18 protein-coding genes are annotated in these 22517 nt (G+C 65.6%); 3 read left to right on the top strand and 15 right to left on the bottom strand.

What is annotated here, in order from left to right:
* Nucleotides 1-89 precede the first annotated feature (89 nt).
* Nucleotides 90-1328 (bottom strand): cystathionine gamma-synthase family protein, encoded by a 1239-nt coding sequence (locus NCCP691_RS12360; protein ID WP_220808721.1) that lies wholly within the window; start codon nucleotides 1326-1328, stop codon nucleotides 90-92.
* A 205-nt stretch (nucleotides 1329-1533) separates the two neighbouring features.
* On the opposite strand from NCCP691_RS12360, the gene NCCP691_RS12355 reads away from it, so the two are divergent.
* From NCCP691_RS12355 to NCCP691_RS12345, 3 genes are read left to right on the top strand one after another with little or no spacing between them, the layout of a single operon-like run.
* The gene (locus tag NCCP691_RS12355; RefSeq protein WP_220808719.1) at nucleotides 1534-3075 is read left to right on the top strand and encodes a PAS domain-containing sensor histidine kinase; all 1542 of its coding nucleotides are present in this window, start codon (nucleotides 1534-1536) and stop codon (nucleotides 3073-3075) included.
* Nucleotides 3076-3082: 7 nt separating this feature from the next.
* Nucleotides 3083-3511 (top strand): response regulator, encoded by a 429-nt coding sequence (locus NCCP691_RS12350; protein WP_220808717.1) that lies wholly within the window; start codon nucleotides 3083-3085, stop codon nucleotides 3509-3511.
* On the top strand, nucleotides 3489-6797 hold the full coding sequence (locus NCCP691_RS12345) for an EAL domain-containing protein (protein WP_220808715.1): 3309 nt from the start codon (nucleotides 3489-3491) through the stop codon (nucleotides 6795-6797). Before NCCP691_RS12350 ends, NCCP691_RS12345 begins: the two co-directional genes overlap by 23 nt.
* Before the next feature lie 109 nt (nucleotides 6798-6906).
* Here the strand turns inward: NCCP691_RS12345 and purF are convergent, their stop codons facing one another.
* The 14 genes from purF to NCCP691_RS12275 form a co-directional block, all read right to left on the bottom strand.
* On the bottom strand, nucleotides 6907-8424 hold the full coding sequence (gene purF, locus NCCP691_RS12340) for an amidophosphoribosyltransferase (RefSeq protein ID WP_220808714.1): 1518 nt from the start codon (nucleotides 8422-8424) through the stop codon (nucleotides 6907-6909).
* 23 nt (nucleotides 8425-8447) lie between these two features.
* Complete coding sequence (locus NCCP691_RS12335) at nucleotides 8448-8936, bottom strand: CvpA family protein (protein WP_220808713.1); 489 nt, start codon at nucleotides 8934-8936, stop codon at nucleotides 8448-8450.
* A complete protein-coding gene (locus NCCP691_RS12330) occupies nucleotides 8936-9805 on the bottom strand; it encodes an SPOR domain-containing protein (protein WP_220808711.1) in 870 nt (289 codons plus the stop codon). Before NCCP691_RS12330 ends, NCCP691_RS12335 begins: the two co-directional genes overlap by 1 nt.
* 45 nt (nucleotides 9806-9850) lie before the next feature.
* On the bottom strand, nucleotides 9851-11155 hold the full coding sequence (gene folC / locus NCCP691_RS12325; RefSeq protein ID WP_220808709.1) for a bifunctional tetrahydrofolate synthase/dihydrofolate synthase: 1305 nt from the start codon (nucleotides 11153-11155) through the stop codon (nucleotides 9851-9853).
* Between the two features lie 72 nt (nucleotides 11156-11227).
* Entirely contained in the window at nucleotides 11228-12097 is an 870-nt protein-coding gene (gene accD / locus NCCP691_RS12320; protein WP_220808707.1) for an acetyl-CoA carboxylase, carboxyltransferase subunit beta, read from the bottom strand.
* A gap of 92 nt (nucleotides 12098-12189) precedes the next feature.
* On the bottom strand, nucleotides 12190-12987 hold the full coding sequence (gene trpA / locus NCCP691_RS12315) for a tryptophan synthase subunit alpha (protein ID WP_220808705.1): 798 nt from the start codon (nucleotides 12985-12987) through the stop codon (nucleotides 12190-12192).
* A gap of 80 nt (nucleotides 12988-13067) precedes the next feature.
* Nucleotides 13068-14336, bottom strand: coding sequence for a tryptophan synthase subunit beta (gene trpB, locus NCCP691_RS12310; RefSeq protein WP_220808703.1), 1269 nt, complete (start codon nucleotides 14334-14336; stop codon nucleotides 13068-13070).
* 39 nt (nucleotides 14337-14375) lie between these two features.
* The gene (locus NCCP691_RS12305; RefSeq protein WP_220808701.1) at nucleotides 14376-15041 is read right to left on the bottom strand and encodes a phosphoribosylanthranilate isomerase; all 666 of its coding nucleotides are present in this window, start codon (nucleotides 15039-15041) and stop codon (nucleotides 14376-14378) included.
* A complete protein-coding gene (gene truA / locus NCCP691_RS12300; protein WP_220808699.1) occupies nucleotides 15038-15883 on the bottom strand; it encodes a tRNA pseudouridine(38-40) synthase TruA in 846 nt (281 codons plus the stop codon). Before truA ends, NCCP691_RS12305 begins: the two co-directional genes overlap by 4 nt.
* 216 nt (nucleotides 15884-16099) lie before the next feature.
* Nucleotides 16100-19141 (bottom strand): FimV/HubP family polar landmark protein, encoded by a 3042-nt coding sequence (locus NCCP691_RS12295; RefSeq protein WP_220808697.1) that lies wholly within the window; start codon nucleotides 19139-19141, stop codon nucleotides 16100-16102.
* 255 nt (nucleotides 19142-19396) lie between these two features.
* Nucleotides 19397-20533, bottom strand: coding sequence for an aspartate-semialdehyde dehydrogenase (asd, locus tag NCCP691_RS12290; RefSeq protein ID WP_220808695.1), 1137 nt, complete (start codon nucleotides 20531-20533; stop codon nucleotides 19397-19399).
* A 33-nt stretch (nucleotides 20534-20566) separates the two neighbouring features.
* Complete coding sequence (leuB, locus tag NCCP691_RS12285; RefSeq protein ID WP_220808693.1) at nucleotides 20567-21637, bottom strand: 3-isopropylmalate dehydrogenase; 1071 nt, start codon at nucleotides 21635-21637, stop codon at nucleotides 20567-20569.
* Nucleotides 21638-21658: 21 nt separating this feature from the next.
* Nucleotides 21659-22306 carry a 3-isopropylmalate dehydratase small subunit gene (gene leuD, locus NCCP691_RS12280; RefSeq protein ID WP_220808691.1) on the bottom strand — a complete coding sequence of 216 codons (648 nt, stop codon included), beginning with the start codon at nucleotides 22304-22306 and terminating at the stop codon, nucleotides 21659-21661.
* Nucleotides 22307-22361: 55 nt separating this feature from the next.
* Entirely contained in the window at nucleotides 22362-22484 is a 123-nt protein-coding gene (locus NCCP691_RS12275) for an entericidin A/B family lipoprotein (protein ID WP_220808689.1), read from the bottom strand.
* Nucleotides 22485-22517 lie beyond the last annotated feature (33 nt).

Below are 22517 nucleotides of genomic sequence, written 5' to 3'. Positions count from 1 at the left end.
ACCTTAACGTGACATGAAAGACCCGCGTATTTTAGCGAGAATCAATTTCCACAGCGAATTGTTTTTATTGGGAAAATTGACAATTGGGCTTAGTTTAATGCCTGACGGAAATCTTCTACCAGGTCATCGGTGTCCTCGATGCCGACCGACACGCGGATCAGCGACTCGGCGATGCCCATGCTCGCGCGCCGCTCCGCTCCCATCTCGTAGAAGATGGTGTGGGCAACGGGAATGACGAGCGTGCGGGTGTCGCCGAGATTGCTCGCCGGGACCGCCAGCGTCAGGCGATTGAGATAGTCGAAGCAGTCGATGCCGTCCCGCAGTTCGAAGCTGAACAGGCTGCCGAAGCCGGAGAACAAATCCGCCGCGAGCTTGTGTTGCGGATGCGACGGCAGGCCGGGATAGTAGACGGCCGCCACACGCGGGTCCGCTTCCAGCATGCGCGCCAGCGCCATCGCGTTGGCGCATTCCCGCTCCATCCGCAGCGCCATGGTCTCGGCGCCGACGGCGATGTGGTGCGCCGCTTCCGGGCCGAGCGAGGCGCCGAAGTCGCGCAGGCTCTTGGCGCGGATCTGGGCCATGCCCCATTGCGAGGGCACGTAGCGCTTGTAGGTGTCGATGATGTTCGGGTAGCGGGTCCAGTCGAACAGGCCGGTGTCCGTCAGCGCGCCGCCCAGCGCGTTGCCGTGGCCGCCAATCGACTTGGTCATGGCATTCACGACCAGGCCGGCGCCGACCATCTTCGGTCGGAACAGATAGGGCGAGGTCATGGTGTTGTCGACCACGTAGAGAATGCCGCGGTCGCGGCATAGCTGGCCGATGCGCTTGAGGTCGGCGACCTGGGTGCGCGGATTGGCGATGGTTTCGACGAACACGATGCGCGTGGCGGGCGTGATCGCGGCTTCCACCTGGGCGACATCGGTCGCGTCCACCATGGAGACCGCCACCCCCTGCCCCGCCACCGTCTGCCACAGGCTGTTGGTGTTACCGAACAGGAAGGCGGACGAGACGACGTGGTCGCCTTCCCGCAGCAGCGCCTGGGCGACGGCGCCGATGGCGGCCATGCCGGTGGCGAAGCAGATGGTGGCGAGACCCTGCTCCATCCGGGTGATCTTGTCCTCGAGCGCCGATACCGTGGGATTGCCCTGGCGGCCGTAGCGGTAGCCGGGCTGCTTGCCCTGGAACACCTCGGCCAGCTGCCGCGCGTCCCGGTAGCCGAAGGTCACCGACGTGTGGATGGGCTTGTGCAGCGAGCCGTGTTCGATCGGCTTCTGGCGGTCGCTGTGCAGGATGGTGGTGGTAAAGCCGTATTTTCTGGAATCGCTCATGATCAACAAAAAACCCGTCCAGCGTGAACTGAAACGGGTTGATGGGGATGTCTTCTCCGTTTAGCTGCACTTGTTCCAGGCCATGGCCCGGGCGCCCGCAAGCAGACTCAAATCGGCGCCACGCCATCCTAACGCAAAACATGGTGATCGCAAAATCGCCGGCCGGCAAAAAATTGCACTTATTCCGGCGCCGGCAATCTAGAGAATGTCAGGAGTATGGTTCCAGGGGACCGCCATCGACATGTCCATCAAGCTCGACCATCTGGCACGACTTCGCGATCTGATCGAATCGATGCCGGACGCCACCGTGGTGGCCGACGCGGCCGGCATCATCGTGCTGGCCAATACCGAAGCGGAGCGTCTGTTCGGCTATCCGGGCGGACAACTCGGCGGCCAGCCGGTCGAGGCGCTGCTGCCGGACCGCCTGCGGCACGCGCATACGCTGCATCGCAGCGGCTATTTCGACCAGCCGCGCACGCGCAACATGGGCGCGGGGCTCGAGCTCTACGGGCGCCGCAGGGACGGCACCGAATTCCCGGTGGAGGTCAGCCTGAGTCCGCTGCGCACCGAGGAAGGCCGCTTCGTGATGAGCGCGGTGCGCGACATCAGCGAGCGCAGGAAGGCGGAGCAGAAATTCCGCGGCCTGCTGGAGTCGGCGCCGGATGCGTTCGTGATCGTCAATCGCGAGGGCGAGATCGTGCTGGTCAATTCACAGACCGAAAAACTGTTCGGCTACCGGCGCGAGGAATTGCTCGGGCACAAAGTGGAGATCCTCGTGCCGGAGCGCTTCCATGCCCGGCATCCCGCCTACCGCGACGGGTTCTTCGATGAGCCGCGCACCCGCGCGATGGGCGCCGGCCTCGAGCTTTACGGGCGCCGCAAGGATGGCAGCGAATTTCCGGTGGAGATCAGCCTGAGCCCGCTGGAGACGGAAGACGGCGTCCTCGTTTCCAGCGCCATCCGCGACATCACCGAGCGCAAGCGCATCGAGCGGGCCTTGCATGAGAAGAACCTGGAGCTGGAAAACGCCAACCTGGCCAAGGACCGCTTCCTCGCCAGCATGTCCCACGAACTCCGCACGCCGCTCAACGCGATCATCGGCTTTACCGGCACCCTGCTGATGCGCCTGCCCGGCCCCCTCACCCCGGACCAGGAAAAGCAGCTGCGCACCGTCCAGGGCAGCGCCCGCCATCTGCTGTCGCTGATCAACGACCTGCTGGACCTGGCCCGCATCGAGGCCGGCAAGGTCGACCTGCACCCGGAGGACATCGAATGCCGCGCACTGGCATGGAGCATCGCCGATACGCTCGCGCCGGCGGCGCGGCAGAAGGGGCTGCAGTTCCGGCTGGAGATGCCCGAGCATCCCATCAACATCCGTTCCGACCGCCGCGCGCTGCATCAGATCATGCTCAATCTCGTCAACAACGCGATCAAGTTCACCGAACAGGGCGAAGTCTGCGTGCGCCTGGCCGAGCGGCATGCGAGCGAGCGCTGCATCGAACTGACCGTCACCGACACCGGGGCGGGCATAACCGAATCCGATCAGGCGCGGCTGTTCCAGGCGTTCACCCAGCTCGACGGCGGCAGCACCCGGCGCTACGAAGGTACCGGACTGGGCTTGTACTTGAGTCAAAAGCTGGCCGACCTGATCGGAGGAAAATTGTCGGTCAGCAGCAGCGTCGGTGCCGGCAGCGCCTTCACCCTGCTGCTGAAGACCGGCGATGCAGCCGGCGCGGAGAGAGGATGAGCGAGCGATGCAACGCATACTGGTAATCGAAGACAATCCGGCCAACATGGAGCTGATGGTCTACCTGCTCGAAGCCTTCGGTTACGAGGCGCTGCCGGCCGCCGACGGCAGACAGGGCCTGGCCCGGGCCCGCAGCGAACTGCCGGCGCTGGTGGTGTGCGACGTCCACCTGCCGCACCTCGACGGCTACGGAGTGGTGCGCGCGTTCAGGGACGACCCGCAGCTGCGCGGCATTCCGGTGATCGCGGTCACCGCGCTGGCCATGTCCGGCGACCGCGAAAAACTGCTGGCCGCCGGCTTCGACGGCTACCTCAGCAAGCCCATAGACCCCGAAGCATTCGTGCCCAGCCTGCGTGAATTCCTGTCCCGCAGGCCGCCACCCGCATTCGTTCAACCACCGGAGAGGCGGCAGGATGGCGACCATACTGATCGTTGACGATCATGTGCTGAACCGGCAGTTCCTGATGGTCCTGCTCGGTTACAGCGGCCACCAGCTGATTGAAGCAACCGACGGCATCGAGGCGCTCGACCGCACGCGCGAGCGCCGCCCCGACCTGATCATCGCCGACATCCTGATGCCGAACATGGATGGCTACCAGTTCGTCGCGCGGCTGCGCGAAGACCCGGTGGTCGGGCGAACGCCGGTGGTGTTCTATACCGCCGCCTATCACGAGCGGGAAGCCGGCAAGATGGCCGCCGCCTGCGGCGTGCGCTGGGTCTTGCCGAAGCCGTCGGAGCCGGAGCTGATCCTGCAGACGGTGCAGGAGGCGCTCGGGGCGCCCGGGACGCCGGATTCTCCGGACACGCCGGGAGAGCCGGCGCTGGCGGAGGCGGCTTTCCATGCGCCGCAGGCGGCGCCGCTCGGCGTTCTCGACAGGCAGCTCAGCACCTATCTGGCCGAACTCGAAACCAGCAGCACGCTGATGTCGCGCATGGTCGACGCCGGCGAGGATACGGATATCGAAGACCTGCAGCAGGTGGTGCGGCGGCTGTCGAACGCGCTGTCCAGCCTGCAGGCGGTGAGCCTGCGCCTGACCGCGCTGATCGACTTCGGCATGGAGCTGGCCGGCGCGCGCGACGCCGGCCGCGTGCTCGACATCAGCTGCCGGGTGGTGCAGGACATCTGCGTGGCGCGCTACGCCGCCATCGGCCTGCTCGACCAGGACCAGGGCAGCCTGCAGCACTATGTCACCCGGGGCATGGCGCGCGGCGAAGACATGCGGCCGCCGCTGGCCGACGCCGGCGTGCTCGGCATGGTGCTCGCAAGCCGCCTCCCGCGGCGCATGGCCGGCCTCGGCGGCTCGCCTGCCGCCCTCGGCCTGCCGCCGTCCCATCCGCCCGTGCACTCCTTGCTGGTGGTGCCGGTGGCGACCCAGGACCGGGTCTTCGGATGGCTCTACCTGGCCGACAAGGTGGGCGCCGAGGCATTCAACGAAGTCGACGAACGGGCGGCGGCGACCGTCGCCAGCCAGCTGGCGACGGTCTATGAAAACCTGCAGCTGTACGCCGAGATCCAGCGCCAGCATCGCCAGCTGATTTCCGAGGTCAACGACCGCAAGCAGGCACAGGACGCACTGCGGCGCACGCTGCGCGCGCGCACCGTGATGGCCGAGTGCAACCACGTGATGGTGCATGCGACCGAAGAACAGCGGCTGCTGGAAGACATGTGCCGCACGGTGGTGGAAGCCGGCGGCTACCGGGCCGCCTGGATCGGCTATCACACCGAGGACGGCAGATTGCAGACGCGCGCCTGGGCCGGCGAGGCGGCCCAGGAGGACATCGGCGGCCATGACGCCGGAACCGGGGACGGGTCCGGCCGCGCGTGGATGGTGATCGACGTCCCGCATCCCGGCGCGCGGGAACAGCCGCCTTCATCGGTCACCCTGCCGCTCAGGGCCGGCGCGCAGGTATTCGGCGTCCTGAAGATCCGCGAGCAGGCCAACGCCTTCGACGACGAGCAGCTGGCGATGCTGGAAGAACTGGCCGACGACATCTCCTTCGGCGTGACGAGCCTGCGCATCAAGGCGGCGCGAGAGAAGGCCGAGCGCGATCTGCAGGCGACCGAGGACAAGCTCAGCGGCATACTCGCCTCGATCGACAACATGGTGTGGTCGGTCGGCGAAGCGGGTTTCATCTTCCTCAATCCGATGGTGGAAAAGGTGTTCGGCCGCCCGGCCGCGGATTTCTATCGGAGCCGCGATCTGTGGTTCAAGGGCATCCATCCGCAAGACCGCGCCAGGGTGAAGGCCGCGCTCGACGACCTGCCCCGCACCGGCAGCTGCCGGCATGAATACCGGGTATGCCGGCCGGACGGCGCGGTACGCTGGATCGAAGAGCGCGCGCGTGCCGTCACCGACGACGGCGGCGCCCTGCTGCGCATCGACGGCACGGCGATCGACATCAGCGAGCGCAAGGACTATGAGGCCCGGATCGAGCATCTCGCCAGCCACGACGCGCTGACGGGCCTCGCCAACCGCAACCTGCTCGGGGACCGGATCGCGCAGGCGCTGGCGCAGGCCCGCCGCAGCGGCAAGCTGCTCGGGCTGCTGTTTCTCGACCTCGACCGCTTCAAGGGCATCAACGACAGCCTCGGGCACGAGATCGGCGATGCCCTGCTGCTGCAGGTGGCGGCCCGCCTGCGGGAGGTGGTGCGCGAGGGCGATACCGTGGCGCGCCAGGGCGGGGACGAATTCATCATTCTGCTGGCTGCCATCCAGAGGCCGGAAGACGTGGTGGCGGTGGCCAACAAGATTTTCGAGGTGTTTTCCGTGCCGTTCATGGTGCGCGGGCATGAACTCTTCATCAGCACCAGCATCGGCGCGACACTGTATCCGGACGATGGCGACGACATGAAGGCCCTGCTGCGCAACGCCGACACGGCAATGTATCGGGCCAAGGAAGAGCGCGGCAATTCCTTCCAGTTCTACTCCCGGGAGATGAGCGTGCGGGCGCTGGAGCGCGCCGAACTCGAAATCGCCCTGCGGCGCGCGCTCGACCGCAAGGAATTCGAACTCCACTACCAGCCCAAGGTCGATGGCGTCAGCGGCCGCATCATCGGCGCCGAGGCACTGATCCGCTGGCGCCACCCGGACAGGGGCCTGGTCTCGCCTACCCGCTTCATTCCGATGGCCGAGGAACTCGGGCTGATTGTCCCGATCGGCGACTGGGTGCTGCGCACCGCCTGCGCGCAGAACAAGGCCTGGCAGAACGCCGGCCTGCCGCCGATCTCGGTGGCGGTCAACCTGTCGGGGCGCCAGTTCAAGCAGGAAGACCTGGTGGAGTCGATCGCCCTGGTGCTCGCCGAGATCGCGCTCGAGCCGCGCCACCTGGAGCTGGAGCTGACGGAAAGCGTCGTCATGAGCAGCGCCGAGCAGTTCATCAGCAAGCTCGAGGCGCTGGAGGATCTCGGCGTGCAGCTGTCGATCGACGATTTCGGCACCGGCTATTCCAGCCTCAGCTACCTCAAGCGCTTTCCGCTGCATCATCTGAAGATAGACCAGTCCTTCGTGCGCGACATCGTCACCGACCACGACGATGCGACCATCACGAGCAGCGTGATCTCCCTCGGGCACAGCCTCAACCTGAAAGTGATCGCCGAGGGCGTGGAAACCGAGGAGCAGGTTGCCTTCCTGCGCGACCACCACTGCGACGAGATGCAGGGCTATTTCTTCAGCCGCCCGCTGCCGGCGGGCGAGTTCGCACAGCTGTTGCGGATGCAGTAAGTCCGGGCCGACGCCGCCCCGCGGCCTTGCCGGCAGAGCGTGCGACGCCGCGGACGTAAAAAAACCCGCGGCCCGAAGGCGGCGGGTTCTTGCGGGGACGACGCCCGATTCAGTCCACGCGGGCGAGGTTCAGATTGAGCTGGGAGCGCACCGCGTCTTCCACCACCGGCTTGGGATTGCGGCGAGCCGACTCGATGCGGTCGAGGTAGTCGCGCGAGATGTCGTTGGTGATGTAGCAGCCGTCGAAGCAGGACGCCTCGAAGTTCTTCAGCATCGGATTGACATCGGAGATCGAGCGCTTGAGCGCTTCCAGATCCTGGTAGACCAGCGCGTCGGCGGTGATCTCCCGGCACACTTCTTCCTCGCTGCGGCCATGGGCGATCAGCTCGTTGCGGGTCGGCATGTCGATCCCGTACACGTTCGGGAACTGCACCGGGGGCGCGGCCGACGCGAAGATCACGCGCTTGGCGCCGGAGTCGCGCGCCATCTGCACGATCTCGCGGCTGGTGGTGCCGCGCACGATGGAATCGTCGACCAGCAGCACGCTCTTGCCCTTGAATTCGCTGCCGATGGCATTGAGCTTCTGGCGCACCGACTTCCGGCGCAGGGCCTGGCCCGGCATGATGAAGGTGCGGCCGATGTAGCGGTTCTTGATGAAGCCTTCGCGGTACTGCAGGTTGAGCTTGAGCGCGAGTTCCATCGCGGCCGGGCGCGACGAGTCGGGGATCGGCATCACCACGTCGATGTCGCCGGAGGGAATGGTGCGGCGGATCTTCTCGGCCAGGTACTCGCCCATCTTCAGGCGCGACGCGTACACGGAGGCGCCGTCGATGATGGAGTCCGGGCGGGCGAGATAGACGAATTCGAACGCGCACGGGGTGAGCACCGGGTTGTCGGCGCACTGCTGGTTGTACAGCTTGCCGTCGAGGTCGATGAAGATCGCCTCGCCCGGCAGCACGTCGCGCAGGAAGCGGAAACCGAGGCCTTCGAGCGCCACCGATTCGCTGGCCAGCATGTATTCGGTGCCCTGCTCGGTCTCGTTGAAGCCGATGCACAGCGGCCGGATGCCGAACGGATCGCGGAAGGCGAGCAGGCCGTAGCCGGCGATCTGCGCCACCACCGCGTAGGAGCCGCGGACCCGCTTGTGCAGCACCGTCACCGCCTTGAACAGCGCCGACGGGTCGAGCGAGTAACCGGTGGTCGCCTGCTGTATCTCGTGCGCCAGCACGTTGAGCAGCACCTCGGAGTCGGAATCGGTGTTGATGTGACGGCGGTCGTTCTTGAACATCTCGATCTTGAGCTGTTCCCAGTTCGTCAGGTTGCCGTTGTGGGCGAGGATGATGCCGAACGGCGCGTTGACGTAGAACGGCTGCGCTTCTTCCTCGCTGGAAGAACCGGCGGTCGGATACCGGACCTGCCCGATGCCCGCGTTGCCGGGCAGCGAACGCATGTTGCGTGTACGGAAGACATCGCGGACCAGGCCATTGGCCTTGTACATGGAAAACGTATTGCCATGATTGGTCGCGATACCGGCCGCATCCTGGCCGCGATGCTGCAGCAGCAGCAATGCGTCATAGATCAGCTGGTTGCAGGGACCCTGGGAAACAACGCCAACAATGCCACACATGGTGGGCTCCTCAACAGAACGATTTAAAACTGTACATGCCGGGCGACATCGCCAGGCAGGAAAGGTTTGACGGTACGTGCCGCCGTTTCCGCCAATGGACTGAGCAAGGCTTCCTTCCAGAACGGCTGCTGCGGCAATGCCGTCATTCCGCACATCAGCACCACCGCCAGCACCAGCACCAGTCCGCGCCCGAGGCCGAACAGCCCGCCGAGCCCGCGGTCGGCGAGCGTCAGCCCACTGGCCTTGATCAGCGCGTCGACCGCCATGGTCAGCAGCGCCATCAGCAGCCGGGTGCCGATGAACAATGCGATGAATGCCACGATCAGCCGCAGGGTATTGCCGGGCACCAGGTCCGGCAGCAGCACCGCGAGCGGCTCGCCCCATGCGTTGGCCACCACGAAAGATATGATCCAGCTCAGCAGGGACAAGATCTCTTTCACCAGGCCGCGCAGGGTGCTGATGATGATCGAGCAAAGCAGCACGAACAGCACCAGGTAGTCGAAGATCGTCATCAGGCGGGAACGAGGGTTCCGTTCAGGCCAAGGTTGACGATCCTGGCACGTACTTTTTCCGCCTCATCCCTGCTGGCGAACGGGCCGACCCGGATACGGGTGCGTTCGCCGGATGCGGTGGACACCGTCTGGGTGTAGGACTTGATGCCAGCGCTCTTCAATTTCGATTGCAGCTCATTGACCTTTTCTTTGGTCGCAAGTGCCGCCACCTGGATTACATATTTTCCCGAATCTTTTTTGTCCGCGTTCGGATCGCCCTTGCCTTCGAGCAGGGCGCGTGCGCGCGCGTCATCCTGCGGCTCGGCCGGTTTGGCTTCGGGTTTGGCCTGCTGCCTGGGTTCGGGCTTCGGTTCGGGCTTCGGTTCGGGCTTCGGTTCGGGCCTGGCCTGGGCGACGGGCGGCTTGACGGCCTCGGGCTTTTCCGGCGCCGGCCTGGCGGGCGGCGTTTTCTCGGCGGGGGCGGCGGGGGCGGCGGGCGTGGCCGGAGCGGCTGCCGGCTCGACGACCTCTTCCTTCTCGTCCAGCGCCGCCTGGTGGTCGCCGGGCTTGGCCGCGGCGGGCGGCGGCGGCGCGGCCTTTTCGCGGGAGGGGATGCGGATGTCGATGTCGTCGGCCAGCGGCTTGGGTTCGGAATCGAGAATCATCGGCAGGCCGACCACCGCCGCCAGCACCAGCGCGACTGCGCCGATCAGGCGCCGGCGGGCGCGTTTCTTCTCGGGCAACACGGGATCCGCGGCCGCCTCGCCCTTGCCCCGCGGGCGGCGGCGCGAGCGCACCGCCTTGGAGTCTTCCTCGGCGCGGGAATAGAACGTGCTGTCATCCGTGTCGGAATCCTGCTTGTTTTTGCGGAGGAACGATAACAAGCTCATGCGAGGGGCTGCCAGGGTGCTGGTGGTGATCGAAAAACCGTCGGATCAGAGCGGACGCTTGGACCGCATGCCTTCCATGACGCCTGCTACCGTCAGGAAGGATCCGAAAACCGCAATTCTATCATTCTCCCCCGCCCTGTTTCTTGCATGGACGAATGCTTCCCAGGGGCTGTCGAAGGCCTGGACCGTGCGTTCCGCACCCGGCGTATTGCTCGGCGCCACGCCGGCGTCCGCCAGCGCCTGGCGCAGGCGCTCCGCGGTGGCGGCACGCGGCAGCGGCAGGCCGGTCAGGCACCAGTGGTCCACCCGGTCCTTGAGCTGGGCGACGACGCCGGCGACGTCCTTGTCCTGCATCGCGCCGAACACGGCCCAGGTGTAGGGAAAGAAACCCATGTTGTCGAGATTCTGACCGAGCGTTGCGGCCGCGTGTGGATTGTGCGCCACGTCGAGAATCACGCTCGGCCGTCCGGGCAGTACCTGGAAGCGTCCCGGCAATTCGACCAGCACCAGGCCATTGCGCACTTCCTGGGCGCCGACCGGCAGGCGGTGGCGCAGCGCTTCGAGCGCGGCCAGCGCCGCCGAGGCATTGAGCAGCTGGTTGGCGCCGCGCAGGCTGGGATAACCGAGCGAATTGCGCCGCTGCCCGCGGCCGCCGTAATTCCATTGCTGCTTGTCGCCCGAATAATTGAAATCCCGGCCGAACAGCCAGAGATCGGCGCCGATGGCCTGCGCATGGTCGATCAGCGACTGCGGCGGCACCGGGTCGCCGCAGATCGCCGCCCTGCCCGGCCGGAAAATGCCCGCCTTCTCGAAGCCGATCTTGTCGCGGGTATCGCCCAGGTATTCGGTGTGGTCGATATCCACGCTGGTGACGATGGCGACGTCCGCGTCGATGGCATTGACCGCGTCCAGCCTGCCGCCGAGGCCCACCTCGAGGATCACGGCATCCAGCCCCGCCTGCGCGAACAGCCTCAGGATGGCCAGGGTGGTGAATTCGAAATAGGTCAGCGATACCTCGCCGCGCTGCGCTTCCACCGCGGCAAACTGCTCGACCAGCGCGTCGTCGCTTACCGGCTCGCCATTGATCCTTGCCCGCTCGTTGAAGTCCAGCAGATGCGGCGAGGTGTACAGCCCGACACGATAGCCGGCCTGAAGCAGGATGGATTCGAGCATGGCGCAGGTCGATCCCTTGCCATTGGTGCCGCCGACGGTGATGACGGGGCAGTCGAAGTGGATGCCGAGGCGGTTCTTGACCTCGCTGACCCGTTGCAGGCCGAGGTCGATCGCCTTCGGATGCATGGTTTCGAGCCTGGCGAGCCACTCCTGCAGCGTGCTGGGTAGGGTTTGCATGATGAGATCCGGGTTCGTATCAAAGCAAAAAAGCCCGGACCAGGCCGGGCTCGATGGTGTGCGCGCGTCCTGTCAGGACACGACTTCGGCCGCCTGGTTCTGCAGCAGCGCGAGCAGCCGGGCGATTTCCTCGCGCATCTTGCGGCGGTCCACGATCATGTCGATCGCGCCCTTCTGAAGCAGGAATTCTGCCCGCTGGAAGCCTTCCGGCAGTTTTTCGCGCACCGTATTCTCGATCACGCGCGGGCCGGCAAAGCCGATCAGCGCCTTCGGTTCGGCGATCACCACGTCGCCCATGAAGGCGAACGAGGCCGACACGCCGCCCATGGTCGGATCGGTCAGGACCGAGATGAACGGCAGCTTCTTCTCCGACAGCTTGGTCAGCATCGACGTGGTTTTGGCCATCTGCATCAGCGAGAGCAGGCCTTCCTGCATCCGCGCGCCGCCGGTGGCGGTGATGCAGATGAACGGGACCTTCTGCTCCAGCGCGGTCTGCGCGCCGCGGGCAAAACGCTCGCCGACCACCGAACCCATCGAGCCGCCCATGAACTCGAACTCGAAGCAGGCCACCACGACCGGCACGGTCATGATCGCGCCGCCCATGACCACCATGGCGTCGGTTTCGCCGGTGCCGTCGATGGCATCCTTGAGGCGATCCGGATACTTCTTGCTGTCCTTGAATTTCAGGGTATCGACCGGCAGCACTTCCTGGCCGATCTCATACCGGCCGCCGGCGTCGAGCAGTGCGTCCAGGCGGTCGCGCGCGCGGATGCGCATGTGGTGATCGCACTTCGGGCACACATGCAGATTGCTCTCCAGGTCGGTGCGGTAAAGCACCGCTTCGCAGGACGGGCATTTGACCCACAACCCCTCGGGCACCGAGCGGCGGTTCGCGGACGAACGCTGTATGCGCGGGGGTAGCAGTTTCTCAAGCCAGCTCATGGAGTCCTCTTAACGGTTTTTCGGGTTGCGGCATTGTACCCGGCTGCCTTGCTATGCGCCAATAACAGCCGGCAATGCACTTGTCGCAACAATTACGCGTCCAGCGCCTTGCGGATGCCGGAGATGAAAGTCTGTACAGCCTGTACCGCGTTCTCGCGCTGCGTGTTTTCCAGTTCCTGGATGATGCGGCTGCCGATCACGACCGCATCCGACACCGACGCGATCGCCCTCGCGGTCTCGGCGTCCCGGATGCCGAAGCCGACGCCGACCGGCACCTTCACATGCTTCTTGATCTCCGGGATCTTGCCGGCCACCGCCTCCAGGTCGAGATGGCCGGATCCGGTGACACCCTTGAGCGACACGTAGTAGACATAGCCGCTGGCAATCTTGCCGACCTGGGCGATCCGTTCCTCAGTGGAAGTGGGCGCCAGCAGGAAGATGGGATCGAGCTTTTGCCGCGCGAGCAGGCCGGCGAACTCTTCGCATTCTTCGGGCGGGTAATCGACGACCAGCACACCGTCCACGCCCGCCTGCGCGGCCGCGTCGACGAATTGCTGCGCGCCCATTCTTTCTATCGGGTTGGCATAACCCATCAGCACGACCGGCGTCTCCTGGTCGGTGCCGCGGAATTCGCGCACGAACTGCAGCACCTGTTTCAGGCACACGCCGTTGGCCAATGCACGTTCGGAGGCGCGCTGGATGACCGGTCCGTCAGCCATTGGATCGGAAAAAGGGACGCCCAGTTCGATGATGTCGGCACCGCCGGCCACGAGCGCATGCATCAGCGGCACGGTGAGTTCGGGCGCCGGATCGCCGGCGGTGATGAAGGGGATCAGGCCTTTGCGGCCGGCGGCGGCCAGCGCTTGCAATCTGGATTGGATGCGGGACATGGGTGTGGACTCGACTTGTTGGGCGGCCGGCGCTCCTGCCGGCCGCTGACGGTTGTTATCGGATAAGAACGGCTTGCGGATCAGAATTTTTTCTTCATCCGTTCCGCCACCGTGTGCATGTCCTTGTCGCCGCGACCGGACAGGTTGGCCAGCACGATCTTGTCCCGGGGCAGCGTGGCCGCCAGCTTCGCGGCATGGGCGAGCGCATGGCTGGATTCGAGCGCCGGGATGATGCCTTCGATGCGGCAGCAATTGTGGAAGGCTTCGAGCGCCTCCTCGTCGGTCACCGCGACATAGCTGGCGCGGCCGGAATCCTTGAGCCAGGCATGCTCCGGCCCGACGCCCGGATAATCGAGGCCGGCCGACACCGAGTGGGTCTCGATGATCTGGCCGTTCTCATCCTGCAGCAGGTAAGTGCGGTTGCCATGCAGGACGCCGGGCGTGCCCGCGATCAGCGAAGCGGAATGGCGGCCGCTTTCCAGCCCCTCGCCTGCCGCCTCGACCCCGACCAAGTGCACCTGCTGCTCGTCGATGTACGGATAGAAGATGCCCATCGCATTCGAGCCGCCGCCGATGCAGGCCACGACATAGTCGGGCTGGCGGCCCGTCATCTCCGGCATCTGCACCAGGCATTCCTTGCCGATCACCGACTGGAAGTCGCGCACCATCATCGGGTAGGGATGCGGCCCGGCCACGGTGCCGATGATGTAGAAAGTGTTCTCGACGTTCGTCACCCAGTCGCGCATGGCTTCGTTGAGCGCGTCCTTGAGCGTCTTCGAGCCGGATTCCACCGGCACCACCTTCGCGCCGAGCAGCTCCATCCGGTAGACGTTCTGCACCTGGCGCTTGACGTCCTCGGCACCCATGTACACCACGCATTCCAGGCCGAAGCGGGCGCAGATGGTCGCGGTGGCGACGCCGTGCTGCCCGGCGCCGGTCTCGGCGATCACGCGCGGCTTGCCCATGCGCTTGGCCAGCAGCGCCTGTCCGATCACGTTATTGATCTTGTGGGCGCCGGTATGGTTGAGATCTTCGCGCTTGAAGTAGATCTGCGCGCCGCCCATCATCTCGGACCAGCGCCTGGCGTGGTAGATCGGGCTGGGACGGCCGACGAAATGCTTGAGCTCGTTGTCGAATTCGGCCAGGAACTCCGGATCGGTGCGGAACCTGGCGTAGCCTTCCTTCAGCTGCGTCAGCGCATGCGTCAGCGTCTCGGAAACGAAACTGCCGCCATAAGGCCCGAAATGGCCGCGCGAGTCGGGAAGATGATAATGGGCGGATTGGTAGATGGCGGTTTGCGCCAGGGGCTGGCGCTCGGAGAAATGCTCCAGCGCATTCAATTCTTTCATGGTCTGACTCTCTGTGTTCGCTGCACTCGCAGCCTGCGCTCATGGACGGGCGTCTGCCCGCCGGACCGCTGCGATGAAATCCCGGATGCGTGCCGGATCCTTGATGCCCTTTGCGCGCTCGACGCCGCTGCTGACGTCGACCCCGTAAGGGCCTACCTGGCGGACCGCTTCAGCCGCGTTTTGCGCGTTCAAGCCACCACTCAAAACGACCCGAGGCGCGAGCTCTTTTGGAATGAGAGACCAATCGAATACCTTTCCACCGCCGCCATACCCCTCGACGAATGCGTCGAGCAGCAGGCCGGAAAAATGCCGGCCGGTAGCGCGGCAGTTGCGCTCGTATTCTAGCAAATCGTCCGCCTGCATATCGGGCGTCACCCGCAGCGCGCGCATGAAGGGCCGGTTCAGCGCTTCGGCGAGCGTCGCGCATTCGGCGGGGGTTTCATCGCCATGGAACTGCAGCAGCGAAACCGGCACCTGGCGCAGCACCGCGCCGACCTCCTCCGGCGTCGCGTTGACGAACAGTCCGGTCACCGTCACATAGGGAGGCAGGCCGGCCAGCAGCGCCGCGGCGGCGGCGGGTTCGATATGGCGCGGGCTGGCAGGATAAAAGACCAGCCCGATGGCGTCGGCGCCGCCGTCGACGGCGGCGCCGATGTCCTCGACGGTGCGCAGGCCGCAGATCTTTATTCGGGTTCGCTTGCTCATGTTGACTCCCGTGAGGTGGCCATGTCCGTGACATCGGCGTGGTCGCGTTGCAGCCACGGGAACATGGCGGGCTGCTCCTGCGGCAGTCCCCATGTTCCTGCGTAGCCGATGCGTCCGAGGTACAGGCCGTCCGGCATGAAGGTTGGCGCCGCCTGGCTGCGGTCGCGCCCGGCAAGGATGGCGGCGATCCACTCCGGCGGCTGGTTGCCGTTGCCCACGACGATCAGCGAGCCGACGATGTTGCGCACCATGTGATGCAGGAAAGCGCTGGCCGTCAGCGTGATGACGATGATATCCCCCTGCCGTGCCAGCTCGATCGAATGCATCTGCTTGACCGGCGACTTCGCCTGGCACTCGGCCGCCCGGAAGGCGGAAAAATCATGCGTGCCGATCAGATGCGCGGCGGCTGCGCGCATGCGTTCGATGTCGAGCGGGCGGAATACCCAGCCTGCTTTCCCGCTCAGCAGCGGCGACCTTACCGGATGATTGTAGAGGACGTAGTGATAGGTGCGGGAGGTCGCCGAAAAGCGGGCATGGAAACCGTCGCCGCCGCCCGGCACGCCGGTCGCCCAGCGCACGGCGATCGACGGCGGCAGGAACGCGTTCACGCCGCGCACCCAGGAAAACATCTCGCGATCGAGCGCGGTGTCGAAATGAACCACCTGCTCCAGCGCATGCACCCCGGCGTCGGTACGTCCGGCGCAGGTCGTCGCGACCGGCGTGAGCGCGAAGCGCTGCAACGCCGCTTCCAGCGTGTCCTGCACGGTGCCGCCGCCGGGCTGGGTCTGCCAGCCGCGCCACGACGAACCGTCGTACTGCACTCCGAGAGCTATCCTTCTCAATTCATCTCCAGCTTTGTCTGATTCGGAAGATGCGCATCATACCCGGACCGCGCCGGACCGGGCCGATCGGGGGCCGAACATGGGGCGAGCACCATACGTGATGCGGGATGCGGGCCGGGACGCTCTCCCGTCTGCTCATCGTCACTTCGATTCCGCCGCGCAAATGAAAACGGGCGCAGGCATTTCGCCGCGCCCGTTTCCAGGGATGCCGCCTGCTCAGGCGAGTTCGTGCAGCAGGGACTTGGCCCGCTCGCTCTGCTCTGGCGTGCCGCCCTTGAGAACTTCGTCCAGCAGTTCGCGCGCGCCTTCCTTGTCGCCGATCTCCTGATAGGCGATCGCCAGGTCCAGCTTGGTCGCCATCTCGGCCACTGCGGAGGCCGACGCGTCGCCGAGCGCGCCGATATCGGCCAGGCCGAAGTCGGCCGCACCATCGGTCTTGCCGTCCGACGAGCCGAGTTCGAGGCTGATGCCGGAAAGGTCGAAGTCCAGCGGATTGGTGGCCGCAGGCTCCTGCCGGGTCTGCGCGGCGGTCTCGTCCAGCTCCGGAATCGACATGTCCAGCGGCGCCTTGTCGAATTTCGCGTCGAAGCTCGTGTCGAGGGGCATCGCGAAGTCAGCGGCGGCAGGCCTGGATTCCAGTTCCGGGATGGCCGGGATCTCGGGCTCGGCCAGCGGTGCCTCATCCTTCAGCGTGAACTCGAGATCCTTGATTTCGGGGATCTGTACGGGCTCGGGCTGCAACGGTGCCTCGGACTGCAGCGGTGCCGACGATTGCGAGAATCCGGGGATATCGAAATCGATCTGCGGCTCGGCTGCCGCCGCGGGCGTCGCGTCGCCGGCTCCTTCCTGCTGCGCCTTCGGGGTCAGCGGCTCGTCCAGGAAGTTGAAGTCGATCGATGCGATCTCCGCCGGCGGTTCGGCCGGCATCGGGCGCGGGATCGTGTTCGGCACCTGCATGTCGGCCAGGTTCATGCCGTCCAGGTCGAAATCCAGGTCGTTGGAGGAAACGCCGGCTGCCGGGGCAGGCGCGTCGGCTTGCAGTTCCGGCACGCTTTCGGCCGTCTGCGCGACGGTATCGGCACCCGGCTTCGTGTTGCTGAAATACGACGAATCGGCATCCAGCGGACTGTCCGCATCGAGCGCGCCGGTATCGGCCTGGGTATCGGCGAGCAGTGTCGCCAGCCCCTGCTCGTCCAGCGGCTGCGTCGGCGCGGCCAGCACGGTCGAGGGCTCCGCTGCCGGGCGGCCTTCGCGGGCGCCGCCGTAGAGCGGGTTGTTCGGGTCGATGGCCGCGCCCATTGCGGCCGCCTGCGCCCATTCCTCGCCCTCGCCCTTGGTCATGCCATACAGCTCGGTCGCCAGCACCTCGAATGCGCGTAGGTCCTTGCGGTTGGAATAGATCTCGAGCAGCTTGACGCGTACCGCGTGGCGTTCCGGCTGGGTGCGCAGTGCCTCCTTGAGGATTTCCTCCGCCTGCGCGTCGCGACCGTAAGCGATGTAGACATCCGCTTCGGCTACCGGGTCGACCTCGTTGGTGTCGAGCTGGCTCGCCGACGGCGAGAAGCTGGAGTTGAAGACGCTGTTGCTGGTATCGACGCTCTGTCCGCCGGTGGAGCCGAACAGCGAATTGGCCTTGAGGTTGGAATCGGTGATCAGGCTGTCTTCGAACTGTTTGCTCTGCTTCTGGCGACGGGCCCGGTAGATGCCGAGACCGCCGAGCGCGACGAGCAGCGCGCCGAGGCCGGGCATCACCAGCGGGTTGTCGAGCAGGCTGTCGACGAAGCTCGGCTCGGGAGCCGGCGCCGGTGCCGGCGCCGGTGTTTTCGCGGCGGGCTTGGCGGGCGCTGCCGCAACCGGCGGCGCGGCCGGCTTTTCGGCCTCCGCGCTTGCCGCGGCATTGCCTGCTTCCGCCTTCTCCGCCGGCTTGTCGGCTTCCTTCGGGCTGGTTCCCGCATCGGCTGCGGCGGCGCCTGCCGGGGGGCTGGCGGCGGCAGTCTTGTCCGCGGCCGCAGACGGAGCCGGCGCGGACGCGGCGGCTGCGGGCGCTGCGGCGGCTGCAGCAGGCGCGGCCGTCCTGGCGGCGTCCGCCTGCTTCTGCTGCTCGGCGAGATTCTTGTTCTTGATCTCGAGGAGCTTCTGGAGCTCGCTCACGTTGCGTTCCAGTTCCTTGACGCGGGCATTCGCCTCGGCCAGGGCCTTTTCCTTCGCGATCACGTCTTCCGCGCTGGCAGCGGTGCCGGCGGGTGCCGCGTTGGACAGCTTGAGCTTGTCTTTCGCCTCCGACGCCGGCGTTGCCCTTTCCTCGACCTGCGCGGTGATCTTGCCGCCGCCGGCCTGGCGCGCGCCGGCGCTGGTCTGCGCGGTCGCGTCGGCCACCTGGCCGGCCAGCTTGCTGCGGTAGTTCTGGAAATCGGCCGACTGCGCGAGCACGACGCGACGCGCTTCATCGGCGCTCACGCCGCGCGCGGCTTCCGCGTCGGGGACGGAGAGAATCTGGCCGGCGCGCAAGCGGTTCATGTTCTGACCGGCGAATGCGTCCGGGTTGTTGCGATACAACGCCACCAGCATCTGGTCGAGCGAGATGCCGTTCGGCTTGACCTGGCCGGCGATCTTCGCAAGCGTGTCGCCCTTGCGGACCTGATACTGCTCGCCGGCGGCGCCGCGCTCTGCCGCAGGCGCGGCCGGCGCTGTCGGCGCGGGACGCTCGGCGCGCTGGGCTGCGGGAGCAGGCTGGGCGGCAGGGGCTGCGCTGCGCTGGGCAGGCGCCGCCTGGGCGCCACGTTGCGCGGGCGCGGGCACCGGCGCTACCTGGGCCGACTGGCTGTTGCGCAGATCCGCGGGATCCAGCAGGAAGGTGTATTCACGGACGATACGGCCATTCGGACCGGACAGCTCGAGCAGCATGTCGACGAAAGGCTCGTTCAGAGGCTGGGTCGAGGTGACGCGCACGAACTGGCGGCCGCCGCGCTGGTCCACCGCGAACTGCAGCGAGTTGAGCACGCTGCTGTAATCGATGTTCGCCTGCCGGAAGGTCTCCGGCGAAGCCAGCTTCGCCACGAGATTGCCAGCCTCCTCCTTCGATACCGAGGTCAGCTCGATCTCGGCGCGCAGGGGCTGGCCGAGAGGGGAAAGGACGGTGAGCTTGCCAAGGCCTGCCGCGTATGCGTTGGAAAATACGAGCGCCGATACAACAGCCGCGCTGAGCGTCTTCAAGCAGAACGTGCCGCGTGCCGGGCGTTTTTGCAGTTTGGATGGCATAGGGGGCATTCCGTGTGCGTTTCTGGGGTAGGCAGAAGGTCCGCGCGTACAAATTGACGAGTGAACTTTCACCATATCATCATGAACTTAGCCGTGCAAGTGTATCCAGAGTAGCAAAAGTTATACAAGTGACATGGCGTTCGGCCGTCTCTGAACAAAGGGTCAACGTCGTGTCTGGACAACGTGACAAGGGCCTGCTGCGCATTCTTGTCGAGATGTCCGCAGCAGGCCCCCGGCCCTGATTTGTCGAATCGATTACTTGTCGAGCACGATGCGCAGCATGCGGCGCAGCGGTTCTGCGGCGCCCCACAGCAACTGGTCGCCGACGGTGAAGGCCGACAGATACTCGCCGCCCATCTGCATCTTGCGCAGGCGGCCCACCGGGATGGTGAGGCTGCCGGTGACGGCCGCCGGGGTCAGGTCCTTCATCGATGCCTCGCGGGTGTTCGGCACGACCTTGGCCCACTGGTTGGTCTCGGCGATGATGCCTTCGAGCTCGTCGAGCGGCACATCCTTGCGCAGCTTGATGGTCAGTGCCTGCGAGTGGCAGCGCATTGCGCCGATGCGGACGCACAGACCGTCGACCGGCACCGCGGACTTCGCCGCCGCGCCGAAGGCTTCGCCGCGCCCGAGTATCTTGTTGGTTTCCGCGCCGGCCTTCCATTCCTCGCGCGAGACGCCGTTGCCGAGGTCCTTGTCGATCCAGGGAATCAGGTTGCCGCCCAGCGGCACGCCGAACTGCCGGGTCTCTTCCGCGCTCATCGAATGCTGCTTGGCCAGCACCTTGCGGTCGATCTCGAGGATGGCCGACGCCGGATCGTCGAGCAGCGCCTTGACTTCGGCGTTGATGGAGCCGAACTGGGTGAGCAGCTCGCGCATGTGCTGCGCGCCGCCGCCCGACGCTGCCTGGTAGGTCATGGACGTCATCCACTCGACCAGGTCCTTCTGGAACAGCCCGCCCAGGCCCATCAGCATGCAGGAGACGGTGCAGTTGCCGCCGATGTAGTTCTTGACGCCGCGCGACAGCGCGTCCTTGATCACGTCGAGGTTCACCGGGTCGAGCACGATGATGGCGTCATCCTTCATGCGCAGGGTCGATGCGGCGTCGATCCAGTAGCCGTTCCATCCCGCGGCGCGCAGCTGCGGGAAGATCTCCGTGGTGTAGTCGCCACCCTGGCAGGTGAGGATGATGTCGCACTTCTTCAGCTCGTCGATGTTGTTGGCATCCTTGAGCGTGGTTTCGTTCTTCGCCATCGCCGGCGCCTTGCCGCCCGCGTTGGAGGTCGAGAAGAACACCGGCTCGATATGGGCGAAATCGCCCTCTTCCTGCATGCGCTGCATCAGGACCGAGCCCACCATGCCGCGCCAACCCACCAGACCCACTAACTTCACGATAATCTCCCTCGGTTCAATTCAATAAACAGTTCAGGCCAGCGCCCTGACGACCGCGTCACCCATTTCGCGGGTGCCGACCTTCGTGGTGCCTTCCTCATAGATGTCCGGCGTGCGCAGCCCCTGCGCAAGCACCCGCTTGACCGCCGCCTCGATGCGGTCGGCCTGTTCGGCCTTGTTCAGCGAATAACGCAGCATCATCGCCGCCGACAGGATGGTCGCCAGCGGATTGGCGATACCCTTGCCCGCGATGTCGGGCGCGGAGCCGTGCGACGGCTCGTACAGTCCCTTGTTGTGCGCATCCAGCGAGGCCGACGGCAGCATGCCGATGGAACCGGTCAGCATGGCGGCGGCATCCGACAGGATATCGCCGAACATGTTGCCGGTGACGATGACGTCGAATTTTTTCGGCGCCCGCACCAGCTGCATGGCGGCGTTGTCCACATACATGTGGTCCAGCGCCACGTCCGGATAGTCCTTGTGCACGTCGGTGACGATGTCTTTCCAGAACTGGAAGGTCTCGAGCACGTTGGCCTTGTCGACGCTGGTCAGGCGCTTGCCGCGCTTGCGCGCCGCCTGGAAGGCGACGTGCGCGATGCGGCGGATTTCGGTTTCGGCGTAGCGCATGGTGTCGAAGCCTTCCCGCTCGCCCTTGAAGGCGCCGTCGGGCGCGGTCCGCACCCCGCGCGGCTGGCCGAAGTAGATGTCGCCGGTCAGCTCGCGGATGATCAGGATGTCGAGCCCGGATACGACCTCGGGCTTGAGCGTGGAGGCGCCCGCGAGTTCCGGATACAGGATCGCGGGACGCAGGTTGGCGAACAGGTTGAGGTTCTTGCGCAGTCCCAGGATCGCCTGCTCCGGGCGCAGCGGGCGCTCCAGCGTGTCGTACTTCCAGTCGCCCACCGAACCGAACAGCACGGCATCGGCTTCCTTGGCCAGTTTCAGGGTGCCTTCCGGCAGCGGATGTCCATGCGCCTCGTAACCGGCGCCGCCGACCGGCGCGGTTTCCATTTCGAACTTCTCGTCCAGGGCGTTGAGGACGCGGACGGCCTGTTCGACGATTTCGGGACCGATGCCGTCGCCCGGCAGGATTGCGATTTTCATGCTGTTCTTATCCGTTCAGATTCAGATCGTGTTGGCCAGCCAGGGATGGGAGGCAAGATGCCGCTCCTCGAAGGCGCGGATCTTGTCGGCATGACGCAGCGTCAGGCCGATATCGTCCAGGCCGTTGAGCAGGCAGTACTTGCGGAAGGCATCGACCTCGAACGCAAAGCTGGCGGCGCCGTCGGTGGTCGACACCGTCTGCGCATTCAGGTCCACGCGCAGCCGGTAGCCCGGAAACGCTTTCACCTGGTTGAAGAGCTGGTCGATCTGCGCTTCGCTCAGCACGATAGGCAGCAGGCCGTTCTTGAAGCAGTTGTTGAAGAAGATGTCGGCAAAGCTGGGCGCGAGAATGGCGCGGAAACCGTACTGCTGCAACGCCCAGGGCGCGTGTTCGCGCGAGGAGCCGCAGCCGAAGTTCTTGCGGGTCAGCAGAATGGACGCGCCCTGGTAGCGCGGCTGGTTCAGCACGAAGTCCGGATTGAGCGGACGGTTCGAGTTGTCCATGCCGGGCTCGCCGTGGTCGAGATAGCGCCATTCGTCGAACAGGTTCGGACCGAAGCCGGAGCGCTTGATCGACTTGAGGAACTGCTTGGGAATGATGGCGTCGGTGTCGACGTTGGCGCGGTCCAGAGGCGCCACGAGGCCCTCGTGTACAGTGAATTTTTCCATGGTCCTGTCTTTCGCGCCGCGCTTGCGCGGCGTCCTGTGTTACTGCCCAGCCTGCTTATCGCTTTGCGGCGTTTTCGACCGCCTCGCCCACCTTCTGCACATCCTTGCCCACGCCCTGCACCGTATTGCAGGCGGCGAGAGCGAGGACCGACATCATGAGCGCGAAGATTTTCTTCATGTTTTTCTCCCTTGCACGATCACGCCGGCGGCG

The sequence above is a fragment of the Noviherbaspirillum aridicola genome, from assembly GCF_019656455.1.
GTDB lineage: Bacteria > Pseudomonadota > Gammaproteobacteria > Burkholderiales > Burkholderiaceae_D > Noviherbaspirillum > Noviherbaspirillum aridicola.
This window is presented reverse-complemented; position numbering and strand designations above follow the sequence as displayed.